At 69.9% G+C, this 18,379-nt stretch carries 16 protein-coding genes; 10 read left to right on the top strand and 6 right to left on the bottom strand.

The features are described 5' to 3' along the window. The first annotated feature begins 621 nt into the window (after positions 1-621). The 8 genes from ABD976_RS25690 to ABD976_RS25655 all read left to right on the top strand — a co-directional run bounded on the left by ABD976_RS25690 (position 622) and on the right by ABD976_RS25655 (position 9,884). Positions 622-3,468 carry a sensor histidine kinase gene (locus ABD976_RS25690; protein ID WP_345367612.1) on the top strand — a complete coding sequence of 949 codons (2,847 nt, stop codon included), beginning with the start codon at positions 622-624 and terminating at the stop codon, positions 3,466-3,468. A 15-nt stretch (positions 3,469-3,483) separates the two neighbouring features. Next, the gene (locus ABD976_RS25685) at positions 3,484-3,924 is read left to right on the top strand and encodes a roadblock/LC7 domain-containing protein (protein ID WP_345367610.1); all 441 of its coding nucleotides are present in this window, start codon (positions 3,484-3,486) and stop codon (positions 3,922-3,924) included. Positions 3,925-3,931: 7 nt separating this feature from the next. Continuing rightward, the gene (locus tag ABD976_RS25680; protein WP_345367608.1) at positions 3,932-4,501 is read left to right on the top strand and encodes a DUF742 domain-containing protein; all 570 of its coding nucleotides are present in this window, start codon (positions 3,932-3,934) and stop codon (positions 4,499-4,501) included. A gap of 48 nt (positions 4,502-4,549) precedes the next feature. Further along, positions 4,550-5,152 carry a GTP-binding protein gene (locus ABD976_RS25675; RefSeq protein ID WP_345367606.1) on the top strand — a complete coding sequence of 201 codons (603 nt, stop codon included), beginning with the start codon at positions 4,550-4,552 and terminating at the stop codon, positions 5,150-5,152. Positions 5,153-5,386: 234 nt separating this feature from the next. Beyond that, a complete protein-coding gene (locus tag ABD976_RS25670) occupies positions 5,387-6,364 on the top strand; it encodes a hypothetical protein (protein ID WP_345367604.1) in 978 nt (325 codons plus the stop codon). Positions 6,365-6,483: 119 nt separating this feature from the next. Next, entirely contained in the window at positions 6,484-8,079 is a 1,596-nt protein-coding gene (locus ABD976_RS25665) for an amidohydrolase (RefSeq protein ID WP_345367602.1), read from the top strand. A 108-nt stretch (positions 8,080-8,187) separates the two neighbouring features. Then, on the top strand, positions 8,188-8,415 hold the full coding sequence (locus ABD976_RS25660) for a DUF3311 domain-containing protein (RefSeq protein ID WP_345367600.1): 228 nt from the start codon (positions 8,188-8,190) through the stop codon (positions 8,413-8,415). Beyond that, on the top strand, positions 8,412-9,884 hold the full coding sequence (locus tag ABD976_RS25655; protein WP_345367598.1) for a sodium:solute symporter family protein: 1,473 nt from the start codon (positions 8,412-8,414) through the stop codon (positions 9,882-9,884). Before ABD976_RS25660 ends, ABD976_RS25655 begins: the two co-directional genes overlap by 4 nt. 4 nt (positions 9,885-9,888) lie before the next feature. On the opposite strand, the gene ABD976_RS25650 is transcribed toward ABD976_RS25655, so the two are convergent. The 3 genes from ABD976_RS25650 to ABD976_RS25640 form a co-directional block, all read right to left on the bottom strand. Then, positions 9,889-10,848, bottom strand: a complete 960-nt coding sequence (locus ABD976_RS25650) for a patatin-like phospholipase family protein (protein ID WP_345367596.1) — start codon at positions 10,846-10,848, stop codon at positions 9,889-9,891. A gap of 38 nt (positions 10,849-10,886) precedes the next feature. Continuing rightward, entirely contained in the window at positions 10,887-11,315 is a 429-nt protein-coding gene (arfB, locus tag ABD976_RS25645; protein WP_345367594.1) for an alternative ribosome rescue aminoacyl-tRNA hydrolase ArfB, read from the bottom strand. Positions 11,316-11,403: 88 nt separating this feature from the next. Next, entirely contained in the window at positions 11,404-12,762 is a 1,359-nt protein-coding gene (locus tag ABD976_RS25640) for a serine hydrolase domain-containing protein (protein ID WP_345367592.1), read from the bottom strand. Between the two features lie 61 nt (positions 12,763-12,823). Between ABD976_RS25640 and ABD976_RS25635 the strand changes: the two genes are divergently transcribed. Next, a complete protein-coding gene (locus tag ABD976_RS25635) occupies positions 12,824-13,777 on the top strand; it encodes a CPBP family intramembrane glutamic endopeptidase (protein WP_345367590.1) in 954 nt (317 codons plus the stop codon). Between the two features lie 275 nt (positions 13,778-14,052). Here the strand turns inward: ABD976_RS25635 and ABD976_RS25630 are convergent, their stop codons facing one another. Continuing rightward, positions 14,053-16,143: a transglycosylase domain-containing protein gene (locus ABD976_RS25630; RefSeq protein ID WP_369774694.1), complete on the bottom strand. Its 2,091-nt coding sequence runs from the start codon at positions 16,141-16,143 to the stop codon at positions 14,053-14,055. Positions 16,144-16,376: 233 nt separating this feature from the next. Here ABD976_RS25630 and ABD976_RS25625 point away from each other — a divergent pair, with 233 nt between their 5' ends. Further along, on the top strand, positions 16,377-16,775 hold the full coding sequence (locus ABD976_RS25625; protein ID WP_345367588.1) for a hypothetical protein: 399 nt from the start codon (positions 16,377-16,379) through the stop codon (positions 16,773-16,775). Here ABD976_RS25625 and ABD976_RS25620 read toward each other — a convergent pair. Together ABD976_RS25620 and ABD976_RS25615 are read right to left on the bottom strand one after the other, a co-directional pair. Then, complete coding sequence (locus ABD976_RS25620; protein ID WP_345367586.1) at positions 16,772-17,185, bottom strand: hypothetical protein; 414 nt, start codon at positions 17,183-17,185, stop codon at positions 16,772-16,774. The genes ABD976_RS25625 and ABD976_RS25620 overlap by 4 nt on opposite strands. Before the next feature lie 10 nt (positions 17,186-17,195). Continuing rightward, entirely contained in the window at positions 17,196-18,368 is a 1,173-nt protein-coding gene (locus ABD976_RS25615) for an MFS transporter (RefSeq protein ID WP_345367585.1), read from the bottom strand. Positions 18,369-18,379 lie beyond the last annotated feature (11 nt).

Raw genomic sequence — 18,379 nt, 5'->3', positions numbered from 1 at the left:
ATGCTCGTTTTCCCGAGACCTGCGACGACGCTGCACACACATTGATGAATTGGGCGGTCACGCTTCGTCAGCATCGCCGGTCGCCAGACAACCGCCGCACCAAGCTGAAAAGAATTCATCACGACCCGCTGGACCTCGGTCCGCGTGCGCTTTTTCCACCACCACCCGGAGGCCTGTTCGGCGCAGAAGCCAAAGCGGGCTCCACCTCGGAACGAAATCACGACATCGCCGCTTCAACCATCGGGTGATATTCGGGAACCCGTTTCCTCGCACTTCGACCACGCGCCGTGCGCAGCTCGGTTCCACGACCGCGACACCTTCCGCGCCGACCACCCACCGGACACCCATCATCGCTGGTCAGCGCATTGCGAGCGAAGAGCGAGGAGCATTCGGGCAATCGGGTAAAGTTCGGCAACCGACAACCGGCCAAGAATTGGCATCCGGCACGACCGCGGATCACGGGAAGACCAGCCCGTTCCCGGGAACCGAACGCAACCCTCACCCGTGCACCGCGCTGCGACCCTCGGGTGAGAGCCGCCGCGCACCACGGACGGGCCCGTACTGCCCACAACACGAACGCGCTGCCGCCGAAAATCCAGCCGCGCGGGAAAGGACTGCGTCGTGAGCAGCGGACTCGACAACTCCCCTGCGAGCGCGATCCGGGAAGACGCCCAGGAACACGCCGCACCGACGTGGCGCGAACGGATCACCAAGTGGCGCAACTGGAAACTGCCGGTCAAGTTGACCGCGGTGGTCCTCGTGCCGGTGGTCTTCGCCTTGGCGCTGGGCGTGGTCCAGATCCGCGACCAGATCCTGCGGGCCGACGAGTACCGCGAGATCGAGCACATCGTGGCCGCCGCCGGGGCGGTGCGCACGAGCATCGTGGAACTCCAGCGGGAACGCAGCCAGGCCGCCGAATACCTGACCGCGCCGCGCTTCCTGACCGACGAGCCCGACGGGTACCACCGCGCTTCCGAACGGGCGGTCCGCACCGCCCGCAGCGCGCTCGACGCGGTCCCCGACAGCGAGGCGGTGCGGTTCGCCCGGAACGACGCCGAACGACTGCTGGACGAGCTCGCCGGCCTGCGCCGCGACGTGCTCGGCACCGAGGTCGACCCCGACGTGGTCACCAGCTCCTACACCGACGTCATCGGCGGGCTGATGGCGCTCGACCGGACGCTGATCAGCCAGATCTCCTCCGCCGAACTGGTCGCCAGGGCCACCACCGCGCACGAGCTGGCCAAGATCAGCGAGGAGATCCAGCTCCAGCAGGCGCTGGTGCTCACCGGGCTCAACAACCGGCACTTCAGCAGCGACACGCTCGCGAAGCTGTCCGCCAGCGAGGCCCGCCGGACCGCGGCGGTCAAGGAGTTCCGCGCCTCGGCCAGCGCCGACCTGCGCAACCGCTACGACCGGCTCTACGCCGAGCCGGACGTGCCCGCCCGCGAATCCGCGGTCCAGCTCGCGATGGCCGAGCGCGGCGAGGAATCGTCCGGGACGTCCTCACCGCTGTTCTCCCCGTCCGGGTGGAAGGAGCAATCGCGGACGGCGCTCGCCGCGATCGGCGCCTTGCAGGCGGCGGTGGACCAGCGGATCCTGCACACCGCCTTCACCTTGCAGGACGCCGCCAGCGACCTGGCCGGCGTTGACTCGGTCATCCTGCTGTCCGCGCTGCTCATCGCCAGTGCCGTCGTGATCCTGGTGACGCGGCAGCTCGTCGCGTCGCTGGACCTGCTGCGGCGCAGCGCCCTGGACGCGGCCACCCACCAGCTCCCCCGCGCGGTGACCGACATCCGCGCCGGACGCCGCCGCCCCACGATGATCCGCCGGGTGCCGGTGGAGACCACCGACGAGATCGGCGACGTCGCGCAGGCGTTCGACGCGGTGCAGACGCAGGCCGTCAACCTCGCTTCCGAGCAGGCCGAACTGCGCCGCGCCTACAGCGACTCGTTCGTCAACGTCTCGCGGCGCAGCCAGAGCCTGCTGGAACGCCAGCTGCGGCTGTTCGAGCAGCTCGAGCGCGACGAAGAGGACCCGGACCAGCTCGAGACGCTGTTCCAGCTCGACCACCTCGCCACCCGGATGCGCCGCAACAACGAGAACCTCATGGTCCTGTCCGGGACCGATCCGGCTCGCCGCTTCGTCCACCCCACCTCGCCCGCCGACCTCATCCGCGCCGCCGTGTCCGAGATCGAGGAATACCCGCGGGTGGTCGTCCACCGGGTGCCCGCCGTCGGCGTGGTCGGCTACGCGGCCAGCGACGTGGTGCGCTTGCTGGCCGAGCTGATCGACAACGCGGCGCAGTACTCCGCCCCGACCACCCAGGTGGTCGTCTCCGGCTTCGAGCTCGACGACGGCGCGATCGTCATCGAGATCGTCGACCAGGGCATCGGGATGAGCATCGCGGAACTGACCGCCGCCAACCAGCGGCTGGCCAGCGACGGCGAGATCGACCCGTCCACCTCGCGGCGGATGGGGCTGTTCGTGGTCGGCAGGCTCGCGACGCGCCACCGCATCGGCGTGCACCTGCAGGCGGGCGCCGACGACACCGGCGTCCACGCCACCGTCCAGCTGCCCGCCGACCTGCTCGTCTCCCTGCCACCGCTGGCCGCGATGACCAACGGACTGCCCGCGCTGCCCGGCGCACCCGACCCCGCCGAGCCCACGCTGGTGCACGAGTTCGACTGGGCCGCAGCCGAGCGCGATGCCGAGCCCGGAATGCGCAACGGCTTCCACCTCTTCCGACCGGAACCCGACGCGCCCGCAGGCGACGCGCCCGCTTCGATCCCGCTGCAACGCCCGGAACACGACGACGACACGGTCGTCATCGACGCGCTGTCGTCGGCGTGGTTCCGCAGCCTCCCGAACCAGCCACCTCAGCCTCGGTGGCCTTCGGGTGGGGACGGCTGTGACAGCAAGGGAACTTTCCTCTCAGATGTGACAGGAAGGTTCCCCTCCTCGCCACCTCCCAAAGGCGAGAGCTGGCACTTCACCGCGGACCTGGAGCAGCGCCGAGCGGAGCAGGTGGCCAACGCCGAGCCGGCGGACTACACCCCTGCGGGCCTCCCGGTCCGCATTCCGCAGGCGCATCTGGTGGCGGGCAGCGTCCACAACGCACGCCCGGAGCCACCGCCGCAGCAGCCGAGGGATCCCGCCGTGGCCCGCGACCGGTTCGCCAGCTTCCAAGAAGGACTGCGCCGGGGCCGCCATCGTCAGGGCGGCGAACACACCTCGAACGAGGGGGGCGGCGACCAGCCGGAGGCCGACCATCCGCTCACCGAGCACACCGAATCCGGCCTCCCCCGGCGCACCCCGCAGTCCCGGTCCGCCGCGAGCAGCAGCACCGATGCTCCCGACCACTCGCGGCGCGATGCCGACCTGCTGCGCGGGCGGTTGAACAGTTTCCAGCGCGGTGCTCGGGAAGGAAAGCACAGCCTGCGGCCGAATGGCGAGCAACCGAACCAGTGAGGAGAACGTGCCCGTATGAACTCACACCAATCCCAACCCGGCCAGTTCGGCTGGCTGGTCACGGATTTCACCGAACGCGTGCCGGGTGTCGCCCACGCCGTCGTGGTATCGGCGGACGGGCTGCTGCTGACGGCTTCGGCGAAGCTCCCGACCGACCGGGCCGATCAGTTGGCGGCGGTCGCGTCCGGGCTGCTCAGCCTGACCCAGGGAGCCGCGCGATGCTTCGAAGCGGGCACCGTGGTCGAGACGGTCGTGGAGATGGAGCGCGGTCTGATGCTGCAAATGGCCATCAGCGACGGTTCCTGCCTGACCGTGCTGGCCGCGCCGCAGTGCGACATGGGACTGATCGCCTACGAGATGGCCCTGCTCGTCGAGCGCGTGGGCCAGATTTTGACCCCCGAACTGCGCTCCCAGCTCCGGGGATCGAATCGAGTGATGACCAGCCAGTCGGTGTGAGGACGTCATGAGCACAGGTCCGGACCCAGCAGGGCACCAGGACGCCCGCGAATCGTCCGAAGCCGACGCCGTGGCGGAGGTCTTCAATCGCTTCACGCTCGACAGCGGCCGTCGACGCCGACGCAAGCGCAAGGATGGTTCCCCTCCTGACGAGGAAACCAGCCAGCAGCCCTCCGAACCGGAGGCCTCGTGGCCGGAGGACGAGCCGTCTCCCCGTACCGACAGCGGGCAAGAGGAGATCAAGTCCAACTCGATCAGGCCCTACGCCTGGACCGGTGGCCGCACCCGGTCCAACCAGCGCCTGGAGCTGGAGACCCTGGTCTCCACCAGCGAACTCGGCCAGCAGTCCCGACTGCAGCGGACCGAGCACCATGCGATCGCTGAGCTGTGCACGCACCCGAAATCCCTCGCGGAGGTGTCGGCGATGCTCGGCGTACCGCTGGGCGTGGCGCGGGTGCTGGTCGGCGATCTGGCGGAACTCGGCTTGATCACGGTGCACGACACCGTCAGCGAATCCGACTCCACCTCCCACCTGCTGCTGATGGAGCGGGTGCTCAGCGGCCTCCGCCGCCTGTGAACCGCAACGTTGCCACCACTTCGACTCGACCACTGAAGGTGCACGGATATGACACCTGACACGCGATCCCGGACGGACCTGCCCGCCGTTCCCGCGACCACGGCGTCGGCGAAGATCGTCGTCGCGGGTGGGTTCGGCGTCGGCAAGACCACGTTCGTCGGTTCGGTTTCGGAGATCGTGCCGCTGACCACGGAAGCCGTGATGACCGAGGCCAGCCACGGCATCGACGACCTCAACGCCACGCCGTACAAGAACACCACCACCGTTGCGATGGACTTCGGTCGGCTGTCCTTGGACTCCGACCTGATCCTCTACCTCTTCGGCACCCCCGGCCAGCAGCGCTTCTGGTTCATGTGGGACGACCTCGTGCGCGGGGCGATCGGTGCCGTGGTGCTCGTCGACACCCGCAGGCTCGCGGACTGCTTCTCGGCCATCGACTTCTTCGAGGACCGCAAACTGCCGTACATCGTCGGGGTGAATTGTTTCGACAACACCCTGCTGCACCGCGTGGAGGAGATCCGGGAGGCCGTCGCCATCTCCCCGGACGTACCGATCGTGACGTGCGATGCCCGCGACCGGGATTCGACGAAGGAAACGCTGATCAAGCTGGTCGAGTACGCCATGCAGTGGTGGGTCCGGCGTACGGCGTAGTGGCAGCAGGGGAACCTTCCTGTCAGCGGTGAGAGGAAAGTGGCCCTGCTGTCACTTCACCGGCGAGAACACGTCTCGGTGGAATGTCGCGTCAGCATGGGAACTTTCCTCCCACCGGTGGGAGCGAGATTCCCCTGCTCGCACCGTCTGTCCACGCGAAGGACCGACACGCTGTCGGACTCGCCGACGAATGTTGGAACGCCCTCCCGGAGCATCGCGTGCCAGATTTTTGGCATGGATACGCACCGCACGGCGTTGATCGCCGCCGTCGCCAGTCGCCGGGTCTTCCGCGTCACCGAACTCGAGCAGCTCGGGGTCTCGCAAAGCACGTCGTACCGCCGGGCACAGCCGGGTGGGCCCTGGACGCGCTTACTGCCCGGGATCGTGCTCGTCGAGTCAGGACCACCGACGGCCGACGACCTGATACAGGCAGCACTGCTGCGTGCCGGGCCCCGGGCCCTGATCACGGGATTTCGCGCGGCGAAGCTCCACGGCTTGAAGATGCCGCCGGATGACGCCGACGTGCACGTGCTGGTCCCGCACGGCAAGAAGTTGCAGAACTACCCGGGATTCCGGTTCGAACGCACCAAACGGCTCCCCGATCCAGTGATCGTCGAAACGATCCCGGTCGCCCCGTTGACACGCGCCGTGATGGACGCGGCACGGACCTGGCAGCCGCGGGCGGTGACCGAGGAACTCATCGTGGAAGCGGTCCAACACACCCGGAGCTGCCACCCGGATCGGCTCACCGAGGAGATGGAGCGCGGGTGCCGCCGCGGGACTCGAATGCCTCGCAAGGTGCTGCGCTCCATCACCGCGGACATCCGGTCGCTACCGGAATTCCGTGCGCACGAACTGCTGCAGCGTTCCGGCCTTCCCGAACCGCAATGGAACATCCGCCTGTTCAGCGGTACCGGTGAGTTCATCGCCTGCCCGGACGCGTGGTTCGACGATGTGGGTTTGGCCGTGGAGATCGATTCAGTGCAATTCCACTTCTCCAAGAGCGACTACGCGATGACGTTGCGGCGCAACAACCGGTACAGCACGCACGGGGTGTCGGCGGTGCAGGTGCTGCCGAGACGACTTCGCGCGGAACCGGAAGCGGTGCTCGAGGAGATTCGCCGAGCGCACGGTTCCGCAGCCGCACGAGCACGCCCGGACGTGGTGGCCTACGGACCCGGCTCCACGGGCGACCGAGCGCGGGCCGGCTGAGCCGGAGGTCTGGTCTTCGCTGCGTCAGCGAGGCACGATGCCCAGAACGGCCAACGCTGGGAGGTGCTGTGACGAGCGCACCACGACCGATCCTGGTCACCGCGAGCACGATCGTGACGATGGAACGAGGCGGTGTGCGCCTGGCAGCGGCCGAACCCGCCTTGACGATCGTCGGCGATCGCGTCGTCGCGGCCGGCGAACTCGCGGACGCGCGCGAACGGTTCCCGGAAGCGGAGCTGGTCGATTTCGGTGCCGCGACGATCGTGCCGGGGTTCAACGACGCCCACCAGCACCCGACGATGACCGCGGCGAACCGGCGCGGTGCGGACCTCTCCGGTGCGCGCTCCCGGGCTGAGCTCTTGTCGGCGCTGCGCGAGCGTGCCGCCGAGGTCGACGCTGGGGGCTGGGTCATCGGCACCCGTTACGACCACGGCAGGTCCACCGGCGGGGTTCCGTTGAGCCGAGCGGACCTCGACGAGGTGAGCGGCACCGCACCGATCCTGGTCATCAACATCGGTGCGCACTGGGGTGTGCTCAATTCGGCCGGCTTGGCGGCCGCAGGACTGTCCGACAGCAGTGAGTCCCCACCTGGTGGCGAACTCACGCGCGATGCCGCGGGCCGCTTGACCGGTGTGGTGCATGAGCAGGCGTTGTTCGACATGGCATACCCGTCGCTGTCCCGCGCGGAACCGGTCGTACCCCCTCTGGACATCGGCACGGGGCGTGAGCACCTCGGCGCCGTCATGCGCACGCTCAACGCCGTCGGCATCACCAGCGTCGGCGATGCCATGGTCGGGCCTTCGGAGCTCGCACTGCTGCAGTCGGCCCGCGACCGCGGTGAGCTGACGGTGCGGGTCAACGCGCTGCTGACCTATCCGCACGTGGATGCCTTCCACGCGATCGGGCTGCGCACCGGGTACGGCGATCACTGGCTGCGCATCGGTGGCATCAAGGCGTTCGCGGACGGTGCCGTCGCCGGCGGGACCTGCCTCGTCGAGGAACCGTTCGAAGGAACGCAGGACCACGGGATCCAGACGCTGACCAGCGCGGAGCTCGACGACCTGGCGCGCGCGGTGCACGCGGCAGGCAGTCGCCTGGCGATCCACGCCAACGGCGATCGCGCGATCAAGCTCGTGCTGGACGCGCTGGAGAAGGCGCGCGAAGCACATCCGGAGCACCGCACGGCGCACCGGATCGAGCACTGCAGCATGATCGACGACGAGATCCTCCGCCGGATGCGGGCGTTGGGCGCCATCGCGGTGCCCTTCGGCAGCTACGTCGCCTTCCACGGGGACAAGCTGCTCGACTACTACGGCGAGCAGCGACTGGGCCGCATGTTCGCGCACCGCAGCTTGCTCGACGCCGGCATCGCGGTGGCTGGGTCCAGCGACTACCCGTGCGGACCGTTCGAGCCGCTGACCGCGCTCAGGAGCACCGTGACGAGGGAGTCGACCTCGGGCCGGACGACCGGGCAGGTCCTCGGTGCCGCGCAGCGGATCACGGCGGTCGAAGCTCTCGGGCTCTACACCACCGGATCGGCGCAGGCTTCCGGCGAAGCCGACGTCAAGGGACGGCTCTCGCCGGGTTGCCTCGCCGATTTCGTCGTGCTCGACGACGATCCGCTGGCCGTCGATGGTCACCGGCTGGCCGACATCGAGGTCCGGCAGACGTGGGTCGGTGGCCGCCTGGTGTGGTCGAAGGGCGACCGGGTCTGAGCGATCGGCGGGGGTGCAGGAGACTGAGGCGTTTGGCAGCAGGGGAACCTTCCTGTCAGCGGTGAGAGGAAGGTTCCCCTGCTGCCAGCCCGGAGCGGGAGGGGTGACGTGTTCCGAAATCGCAGGTCGTTGTGGTGGCTGCTGGGCCCGGTGGTGCTCTACGTCGTGGCGCTGCCGCTGTACAACCGCATCGAGCCGGTCATCCTCGGGCTGCCGTTCTTCATGTTCTGGACGCTGCTCGCGACGCTGCTCACGCCCGGGTTCATCTGGCTGGCCGCGCGCAAGGATCCCCTGTGGATCGCCGACCGCGAACGCGCGAAGGGTGACGCGGAATGAACACCGACGCAGCGATCTCGGTCGGCATCCTCGCCGTCTTCCTGCTCGCCGCGGTGGCGCTGGGACTGCTGTCGCTGCGCGGCCGGGACCGGGCGAACCTCGCCGAGTGGTCGGTCGGCGGCCGGAGCTTGGGCATCGTGCTGATCTTCGTGCTGATGGCCGGGGAGACGTACACGAGCTTCAGCTACCTCGGCGCCGCCGGCTGGTCGTACGACTACGGGATGCCGGTGTTCTACCTGATCGCCTACCTCGCGATCGGGTTCGCGGTCGGCTACCTGGTCGGGCCGATCCTGTGGCACTACGCCCACCGCAACCACCTGCACAACATCACCGACATCACTTCGCACCGCTTCGATTCCCCGCTGCTCGGCGCGGTGGTGGCCGTGCTGACCACGGTGTTCCTGCTGCCGTACATCCAGTTGCAGATCACCGGGATGGGCGTCGTGGTCTCCACGATCAGCTACGGCACGATCAGCCTGGGCGTGGGCTACCTCATCGCGTTCGTGGTGACGGAGGCCTTCATCATCCTGTCGGGCCTGCGCGGCAGCGCGTGGGTCTCGATCCTGAAGGACAGCTTGGTCATCATCACGCTGCTGATCGTCTTCGTCTACGTCCCGGTGCACTACTTCGGCGGTCTGGGGCCGATGCTGGACCGGCTCGTCACCGAGCGCCCCGAATGGCTCGTGCTGCCCGGCCAGGGCGACGAGTCGCTGGGTCTGATGTGGTTTGCCACCACCGGGCTGCTCAACGGGGTGGTCTACACGATCTTCCCGACGACGGTGGCGGGCTATCTCGGTGCCCGGAGCCCGGGTGTGCTGCGCCGCAACGCCTTGATCATGCCGTTCTACCAGGTGTTGCTGTTCGTCCCGATCCTGCTCGGACTCGCGGCGATCTTCGTGGTGCCGGGCCTGACGAATTCGAACCTCGCGATGTTCGAGCTGGTGGTCGACTCCATGCCCGCCTGGCTGGTCGGTCTGGTCGGCGTGGCGGGAGCGCTTTCGTCGATCGTGCCGATGGCGGTGTTCATGCTGGTCATCGGCACGATGTGGGGACGGTCGATCCTGGGGGCGCACCCGCGCACCGCTCCTCGGCAGAAGCGGTTGTCGCAGCTCGTGACCTTCTTGGTGGGCTTGGTGGCGCTGCTGTTCACCTTCATCTCGCCGAGCACGCTGGTGCAGCTCTCGGTGCTGTCCTACCAGGGCTTGGCCCAGTTGCTCCCGGTCGTGCTGCTGAGCCTGCTGTGGAAGCGGATGTCGACCTCGGCGGCAGCAGCCGGGCTGGCCAGCGGTGTGGTTGTCGTCGCGGCGCTGGTGCTGACCGGCAACGATCCGTGGTACGGGATCAACGCGGGGCTGCTCGGCCTCGTGGTGAACATCGCCGTCAACGTCGCTGTGAGCCTCTGGCGCCCGGCGGACACCCCGCCGGAGCGGCTCGCCGTCGAAGAGGTGGCCGCCCCGGGGCGTGGGTGAGCGCTCAGCGCGCGGCGGCCTCCACCCCGAATTCGCCGCTCGGGTCGGGGCGGCCACCGATGTCAACGGGCCCGGTCGGCACTGGGCGAGCCCCCGGCAACCACGCCCGGGCAATCTCGGACGAGGCGTCGATCAGCGCGGCGGCGTGCTCGAAGGTGTAAGGCGAGAGGCCGATCACCGAGGGCGCCGGGAGGACGTAGAGCTCGCAGCGCTGGGCGTTGAGCTGCAGGTCGAGCCGTGCGGTGGCCGCCATCGCGGCACCGAGCGCCGCCCCGTTGACCCCGCCGACCGAGCGCGGCGGAGTCGCCGGTGTCGGCCAGGTGGCGATGGCGCCGATGCCCCGCCGCGGCTTCGGCGCCTCGAACGGTTCGGTGCCTCCGCACGGCAGCACGAACACCCGCTCGGCCCCCTGCTCCACGGCGCGGCTGACCGGCATGAACGCCGCGGGACCGCCGTCGACGAGCCAGCGCTGCCCGATGCGCACCGGTGGGAACATGCCCGGGATCGAGCAGGACGCGACCAGCGGCGGCAGGGCCGGGCCGCTGTCGAAGTACACCGGGTCCCCGGTGTCCAGGTCGGTGGTGGCGACGGTCAGCGGGACCCGGGCTTCGTCGAGCCGCCGGAACGGCAGCTTCCCGTGCAGCCACTTCGCCAGGCCGTGGTTGCTCATCACGTGGTTGGACAGGCCGAGCTTGCCCGCCAGGATCCGGGACGGCTGGATCGGGAAGACGTGGTTGCGCCGCATCGACAGCCAGACCGAGCGCAGCGACGCGGCACCGTCGTGGGACGGGTCACCCGCCAACCACGCCGCGTTGAGCGACCCGACCGACGTTCCGACCAGCACGTCCGGTTCGATCCCCGCTTCGAACAACGCCCCCACGAGGCCTGCCTGGATCGCGCCGAACGTCGATCCACCGGGCAACACCCACGCCGTCCGCATGCCGTGGTCCTTCCTGTTCGACACCTCTTCCGAGGCTAATCCCGCTGCGGGATTTCGCGTGCTCAGCCGTCACCCGGGTCGCGGCGGCGGCGTTTGATCTCGGAGCGCCGCTTCTTCGCGTCGAGTCGGCGCTGCTGGGATCCCCTGGTGGGTTTGGTGCGCCGTCGCTTCGGCGGTGGGGCCGCGACGGCGTCGCGGAGCAGCGCCGCCATGCGGTCCCGTGCCTCCTGGCGGTTCGCGAGCTGGGCCCGTTGTTGCGAGGCGGCGAGGGTGAGGACGCCGTCGATGAGCCGGTGGTGGAGCCGCTGCAGGGCGCGTTGCCGGAGCGATTCCGGGAGCGACTCGGTGCGGGCGAGGTCGAAGGACAGTTCGACGCGGGAGTCGGTGGTGTTGACACCTTGGCCGCCCGGCCCCGACGAACGCGAGAAGCGTTCGGAGAGTTCGTTGCCGGGGACCGTCCAGCGGTGGTTCACGCGCAGGTCGTCGACCATGCCTCCGGCCTCCTCCGGGGTTCGGTGGCGGGTGGCAGCAGGGGAACCTTCCTGTCACAGGTGACAGGAAGGTTCCCCTGCTCGCACCTCACGATGCCGGGCGCCAGGGGCTCACGCCGCCCGGGACGGGCGCCTGGGGGTCGTAGGGCGTGCGGGTGAAGATGAACGTGTTGAGGTCCAGGTGCGTGGCGACGCCCGCGGCATCGCGCCCGACGCGCAACGTCTCACCGGAGTAGTAGCCGTCCAGCCCGGTCCAGGTGCCATCCGGGTTGGCGCGGAACCGCGACGCGCGCCCGCGCCCCTGCATGGGCCGGAGGTCGAGCAGGCCATCGGGCTGCACCCGCAGCACGTAGGCGCTCGGACCCCAATACCACTGGCCGGTGAGGTCGAGCAGCGCGAGATCGACGTCCGGGCTCGGCGCCCACTCCGCCGGGATCCGCGGCTCGTGCTCCTCGAGCAGGTCGAGCAGGTCGGTGGCCAAGGGCCCGACGCCCGCGGTGGTGTTGGCCATGAAGATCACGCCGGACTGCTCCGCCGGGTCGGACCACACCGTCGCGAGGAACCCGGGCATCGACCCGGTGTGCCCGGCCAGCCGCCGCCCGCCGTGCCGCACGAGCTGGAAACCCAGCCCGTAACCGGCCCGCCACACCGCGCCGTCGTCGACAGCGCCCGGGGCGCGCATCTCGGCGACGGTGTCGGGGTGCAGCACCTCCCCCGTGTCTCCGCCGACGAACTTCGTCCAGCGCACGAGGTCGTCGAAGGTCGACCAGAGCTGGCCGGCGGGTGCCATCGCGACCGCGTCCTCGGCGGGTTCGGGCAGCACCACGTCGGCCCACGGGTGCACGGCGTAGCCGTCGGCGTGCGGAGCGACCGGTCCGGTGGTGGTCCGGTTGAGGTCCAGCGGGTCGAGGACCTCGGTCTGCAGCACCTCGTACCAGGGGCGACCGCGATGCCGGGCGACGAGCTCGCCGAGGACGCCGAAGCCCGTGTTGGAGTAGTGGAACGTGTGCCGGGGGGCGGGCCGGACCGCGTCCTGGTCGATCCGGGCGAGGAACTCCTCAGCCGGGCGTCCCGGCGCGCGCTCCCACCACGGGCCCGCGGGCTCCGCGCTCAGGCCACTGGAATGCGCCAGGAGCTCCCCGATGCTGCGGTTGCCGACCGCGGTGCCGGGAACGTGCTCGTCGAGCCGGTCCGCGAGGTCGAGGCGGCCCTCGTCGCGCAGCCGCATCACCAGCGCCCCCACGAAGCTCTTGGTGATCGAGCCGATCCGGTACTGGGTGTCGGTGGTGGGTCGCATCCCGCCGACCGCACCGCGGCTGTCCACCCAAAGCGTCTCGCCGTCGCGGACCAAACCGGCGATCAGCGACGGGATCCGGTTCTCGCTCTGCTCCACGGCCAACCGGCGGAGCAAGGCGCGCTGCGTGGAGGGCAACAGGCTTGTCGACATGGCCTCATGCTTTCACGGTGACGCTCAGCGCACGCTCAGCATCGGTTGGCAAAATGCCGCCGTGCGCACAGATCAGGACAGGGTCGACGTCCGCGGCGTCGTGAGCTTCGTCGCCATCGCCTACGCCCCCGCCTGGCTGCTGACCTTGCCGTTGTGGTTGACCGGTCAGGGCCTCACGTGGGTGTGGTCACCGGTGGTGCTGGTGCTCATGATGTTCATGCCCGCGGTCGCCGCCTACGTGGTGGACAAGTGGATCAGTCCCCGCCCTCGACCGCTGCGGTACGGGGGTGTGACCAACGACGGTGGGGTCCGGCGGTGGTGGCGCTACGGCTTGCTGGCGTGGCTGGGCGCTCCGGTGGCGATGGTGCTGGCGCTGCTGGTCGGCAGCCTGCTCGGCGTGTACCAGGCCGACTGGACCGGCTTCTCCGGCCTCGCCCAGCAGCAGCAGGTGGTCGTCGGTGAAGCCGAGACCACGTCCCCGGCCTCGTTGGCGATGGCCGAGATCGGCAAGCTGTTCCTGTTCGGGTGGCTCAACGTCATCCCCGCGTTTGGCGCGGAGTGGGGCTGGCGCGGATACCTGTCGCGCGCTTTGTTGCCGCTCGGCCAGCCGGGCATGTTCGTGACCACCGGGGTGCTGTGGGGGCTGTGGCACGCGCCGCTGCTCGTGCTCGGGTACAACTACCCGACCGCGCCGGTCGTGGCGGCGGTGCTGATGATGGTCGGCTACTGCACGTTGCTCGGGGTGCTGCTCGGCTGGCTCCGGTTGGCTTCCGAGAGCGTGTGGCCCGCGGCCATCGCGCACGGATTCGTCAACGCCTCGGCGGCCCTGCCGATCGTCTTCGGCGCCGCGGGCCACCCGATCACCGGGATCTCCGAGGGGTTGCTCGGCTGGAGCGGGTGGATCGTGCTGGGCCTGCTCATCCTCGTGCTGACGATGGTCAACAAGCTCCCGGTCCGGCTGGACACGGATGAATCGGGCATTTCGCAGGGGGTGCGTCGGCGCAGTCGACGTTAGGCGGGATGCCTGTCGCGGGTGAGAGGAAGGTTCCCCTGCTGTCACCCGTGACAGAAAGGTTCCCCTGCTGCCGCGCTCTACCGCCGGTACACCCAGCCCTGCCGCTCACCGGCCAGTCGTGACAGGAAAGTTCCCCTGCTGCCACCGGTGACAGGAAGGTTCCCCTGCTGCCACCCACAGCGCGGGCGGACACGAGAACGGGCCGGTGCTCCGCGGAGCACCGGCCCGTTCGGTGAGAGGAAAGTTCCCCTGCTGTCACCCCGCCCGCAGGAGGCTCACGCCGGGGGCAGCGGGACGGTCGGCCATCCCTCGTGGATCACCTTCATCGCGTCGAACCAGGTGCGCGCGGGCACCTTGCCGCCGTAGATGTTGCCGTTGGACCCGCACAGGTACGGCGGTGCCTCGCCACCGCCGTCGCAGATGCCCTCCGGCCGGTTGCCGTCGGCGTAGGTGAGCACCGCGCCCGCGAGCTGCGGCGTGGCGGCGAGGAACGCCGCGGACTGGTGGGCCTGGGTGGTCCCGGTCTTGCCCAGCATGGGGCGGTTCCAGCCGGCGGCGGCGGCCGCGGCGTGGGCGGTGCCACCGGGCTCGTGGTCGCGGCTGAGGCCGACGGCCAGCGCGTTGGCGACGTGCGGGGCGACGACCTGCTCGCAGGGCGCCTCGTTGACGTCGACGGGGTTGCCGTGGCGGTCCCGGATCTCCTCCAGCGGCGTGGGCGGGCAGTACATGCCCTGGCTCATGATGGTGGCCGCGACGTTGGACAGTTCGAGCACGCTCACCGGCGAGTAGCCGAGGGTGAAGGCGCCGATCTGGTTGTTCTTGACGTAGTCGCCGAGCGAGACGGATTCCGGATCGTCCTGGTCGATCGGATCCCCTCTGCGGTCGACCCCGTTGAGCGTCTGCCGCAGCCCGAGCTTGCTGGCCATGTTCACCACGTTGTCCAGGCCGACGCGTTCCTGCAGTGCGACGAAGGCGGTGTTGGGCGAGGTGGCGAGGGCTTCCTGGAGCGTCCGGGGCCCGGGTTGGGAGCCTTCGGCGTTGCCGACGGTGTAGGGCGCGCCGCCGTTCTTGTACACCTGCGAGGTGTAGGTGGGAGGCACCTGGACGATGTCGTGGATGCTCATCCCCTGTTCGATCGCGGCGGCCGCGGTGAAGGTCTTGAACACCGAGCCCGCGCCGAACTTCTGCACGCCGCTGACGATGTCGTAGGCGCGTTGGCCCTTCGAGGCGTCGTTGCCGAAGTCCCGGTTGGCGACCAGGGCGCGCACCTTGTGCTTGTCCTGACCCGGCTCGACGGCGGCCATCACGTTGGCGATGCCGTCGGTCTGGGTCGGCACCTGCTGCTGGGCGGCCTGCTTGGCGGCGTCCGAGGCCTTGCGGTCGAGGGTGGTGCGGATGGTGTAGCCGCCGGTGCGCAGTTCTTCCTCGTCGATGCCGACGCGCTCCAGGTAGTCGGAGACGTAGCGGCAGAAGAAGCCGTCGGTCATGCCGTCGCCGAGTCCGACGCAGCCGTTCGGCGGCCGGCCGAGCGGGGTGAGCACGCCGAGCGGCTCCTGCTTGGCGGCTTCGGCGGCCTCCTCGGTGATGTTGAGGGCGTTGGTGGGATCGGTCATCAGGTCGATCACCAGGTTGCGCCGCTGGATCGCGTCCTCGGGGTTGCTGTTGGGGTTCAGCGAGCCGGGGGCGTTGACGATGGCGGCGAGCAGCGCCGACTGGGCGACGGTGAGCTTGTCCGGCGTGGTGCCGAAGTAGGTCTGGGCGGCGGCGCCGACGCCGAAGGTCTGGTTGCCGAACGGCACCACGTTGAGGTATCCGGTGAGGATCTCCTCCTTGGTCATGGTCCGTTCGAGCTCGACGGCGATCTTGGCCTCGCGCAGCTTGCGCGCGATGGTCGTCTCCTGCGCCTTCTCCGCTTCGACCGGGTCGTTCCGGTTCGCCACGTGGACGAGGTAGTTCTTCACGTACTGCTGGGTGAGCGTGGACGCGCCCTGGGCGGTCTCACCCGTGGTGATGTTGGTGGCCAGCGCGCGCATGGTGCCGTGCCAGTCGACCCCGCCGTGGTCCCAGAACCGCTTGTCCTCGACGGCGGTGATCGCCGCCTTCATGGTCTCGGAGATCTGCCCCGGCGGGGTCTCGACGCGGTAGTGGTCGAAGAAGTAGGCGATCGGTTCGCCCGCCCGGTCGGTCACCGTGGAGACCTGCGGCATCTCCCGCTTGGCCAGGGAGCTGGACATCCTGGACATGGCATCGGTGGTCTGGTTGACCATCGCGCCGGCCCCGGTCGCCGCGGGCAGCATCAAGCACGCCACGAGCACGCCGGCCAAGACGCACAGCCCGAACATCTTCAACAGCACGCCGCTGCGCACGCCTGCCCCAATCGTCAACGATTCACGTGATCCGACCTCAACCCCGCGGCTCGCGGCGACCACCCCGTCCGCCGACCGATCACGCCTGCGGGGGCGCATCGCTGTCCACTTCGTTGATATCACACCGCCCGTCCCCGGCGATCGTGAGCCGATCGGCCCAACCGGGCCGAGAACGCCGACCGCGGGCAGCGGGATCACTACACTTGGTGGCCACCGATCACTGCGGAGGAGAGATGACCGACCCGTTCTTCGATGCGCTGGCCGCCGCACTCGCCGGCCAGGTCGCGACCGCTCTCGGCACGGCGGGAGCCGCCGCGTTGAAGAAGGTGCGGACCCTGGTGCGGCGCAAGTCCGACGACGACCCCGAGATGCTGGCCGCGCTGGAGGCCGCCGAGGAGCCCGAGGCGGAACAGCCGCAGATCACCGCGTTGGCCGAGCGGCTGGACCGCGCGGCCGGAGCCGACGCGGAGTTCGCCGAGCAGCTCAACACCGAGGGCGCCGAGCTCGTGCGGGTGATCCGCGAGGGCGACACGATCACGGCCGGGGACAGCTCGGTGGTCAACGTGCTCAACGGCAACGCCGAGAAGGTGATCAACGCCCGCGACGTCTCCGGCGGGATCACCTTCCACTAACGGCCTTCGGCCTCGTTGAGCTCGGCGAGGTAGCGGTTGTAGGCGGCGAGCTCCGGATCCTCGTCGGGATCGACCGGCGGGGCCTGCGGCGGCACCAGCGGCCGCGGGCGCCCGGCCCGGGCCGCCCTTTCCGGCTCCTCGGCCGGTTCCTGCCCGGCGGTGTCCTCGGCCTGCCCCGCGGCGGCCTCGGCCTCGTCGTGCAGCGTCATCCGCGCCATGCGGACCCACAGGAAGAGGGTGAACACCCCGAACAGCGGCCACTGCAGCGCGTAGCCGAGGTTCTGGAAGCTGCCGCCCGCGTCGTGCGCGCGCTCCCACTGCCACACCGCGAGGAAGCACGTCGCGATGAAGGCCACGACGAACAGCGCGTGCAGGAGCAGCCAGCGCGGGGTCAGCAGACTGCGTTTCACGTTCCCGAGTCTAGGTGGTGCCCTCCCGGGTCCGCTCGGGTGCGTCCGATCCGTCCGGTACCGGTCGGCGCGCGGACCCCAGCGCCAACGGCGTGCACAGCAGCACCAGGACGGCGGCCGCGGCGAACGCCCCCGGATAGCCGGACCAGGTGATGACCAGGCCGAACCCGACCGAGCCCAGCCCGTTGCCCGCGTCGAAGGCGATGTTCCACGCGGTGCTGGCCGGTCCGGACGCGGCCCGCTCGAACATCATCACCAGCGTGGAGTTCTGCACCGCGCCGAAGCCCAGCCCGAAGGCGGCGGCCCCCAGCACCGCCAGCGCCTCCGGTCCCCACGACGCGACGCTCAGCAGCAGCGCCCCGGCTCCGGTGCAGCACAGCGCCGGGGTCAGCGCGGCGGCCGCACCTCGCCGGTCCGCCCACTGCCCCGCGGCGAACCGGCCGAGCAGCGAGCAGCCGCCGAAGGCCATGAGCGCCAGCGGGGACACCGCGCCGACCGCCAGCGGCAGGAACGCCAGCAGACCGCCCGCTGCGATCGACGAGGCGGTCATCACCAGCCACGACGGCAGCAGCACCACCGGGAACGCGCGGCGCCCCGACGTCCGGCGGGCCCGCACCGGGGCGATGCCGAGCACGGCGGCGGTGGCCAGCAGCGGCGCCACCCCGGCGATCCAGAACAGCGGCGCGAACCCGATCGTCTGGGCGAACCACACCCCGACCGGCAGCAGCACGAAGTTCGGCAGCCCGACGGCGAGCCCGTAGGCACCGGCCGCCCGACCGCGCCGCTGCGGCGGGAACAGCTCCGCGACCATCGCGCTGCCCGCCACGGTGAGCAGGCCGAAACCGATGCCGCGCAGCCCGGACACGCCCAGCAGCAGCCACAGCTCGCCGGACAGCGCGTACAGCGGGGTCGGGGCACCGATCAGCGCGGTGCCGAGGCCGAGCGCGACGCGGTGGTCGATCCGCGACAGCAGCCACGGCATCCCGAGCTGCACCAGCACGGTGACCAGCATGAACACCGCGTTCATCGCCCCGGCCGCGATCTCGCCCGCGCCCCCGAGGACCGCCCACAGCGGCACCACCGGCAGCAGCAGCACGTAACCGGCGAAGCCGCCGAACGTCGCGATCAGCAGCAGCAGGAAAGACCGGTGGCGCCACAGCGGCGGAGCAGTTTCGGAACCCACCCGTCCTTCAT

It is taken from the genome of Saccharopolyspora cebuensis (assembly GCF_039542665.1).
GTDB classification, from domain to species: Bacteria; Actinomycetota; Actinomycetes; order Mycobacteriales; family Pseudonocardiaceae; genus Saccharopolyspora; species Saccharopolyspora cebuensis.
The sequence above is the reverse complement of the archived record's forward strand: the minus strand, read 5'-3'. Positions and strand labels throughout refer to the sequence as shown.

Excerpts from the sequence above, each read along its gene's own strand:
- ABD976_RS25685 (WP_345367610.1), top strand. The coding sequence starts at position 3,484 with ATGAACTCACACCAATCCCAACCCGGCCAGTTCGGCTGGCTGGTCACG.
- ABD976_RS25680 (WP_345367608.1), top strand. The coding sequence starts at position 3,932 with ATGAGCACAGGTCCGGACCCAGCAGGGCACCAGGACGCCCGCGAATCG.
- ABD976_RS25675 (WP_345367606.1), top strand. The coding sequence starts at position 4,550 with ATGACACCTGACACGCGATCCCGGACGGACCTGCCCGCCGTTCCCGCG.
- ABD976_RS25670 (WP_345367604.1), top strand. The coding sequence starts at position 5,387 with ATGGATACGCACCGCACGGCGTTGATCGCCGCCGTCGCCAGTCGCCGG.
- ABD976_RS25665 (WP_345367602.1), top strand. The coding sequence starts at position 6,484 with ATGGAACGAGGCGGTGTGCGCCTGGCAGCGGCCGAACCCGCCTTGACG.
- ABD976_RS25655 (WP_345367598.1), top strand. The coding sequence starts at position 8,412 with ATGAACACCGACGCAGCGATCTCGGTCGGCATCCTCGCCGTCTTCCTG.
- arfB (WP_345367594.1), bottom strand. The coding sequence starts at position 11,315 with ATGGTCGACGACCTGCGCGTGAACCACCGCTGGACGGTCCCCGGCAAC.
- ABD976_RS25640 (WP_345367592.1), bottom strand. The coding sequence starts at position 12,762 with ATGTCGACAAGCCTGTTGCCCTCCACGCAGCGCGCCTTGCTCCGCCGG.
- ABD976_RS25625 (WP_345367588.1), top strand. The coding sequence starts at position 16,377 with ATGACCGACCCGTTCTTCGATGCGCTGGCCGCCGCACTCGCCGGCCAG.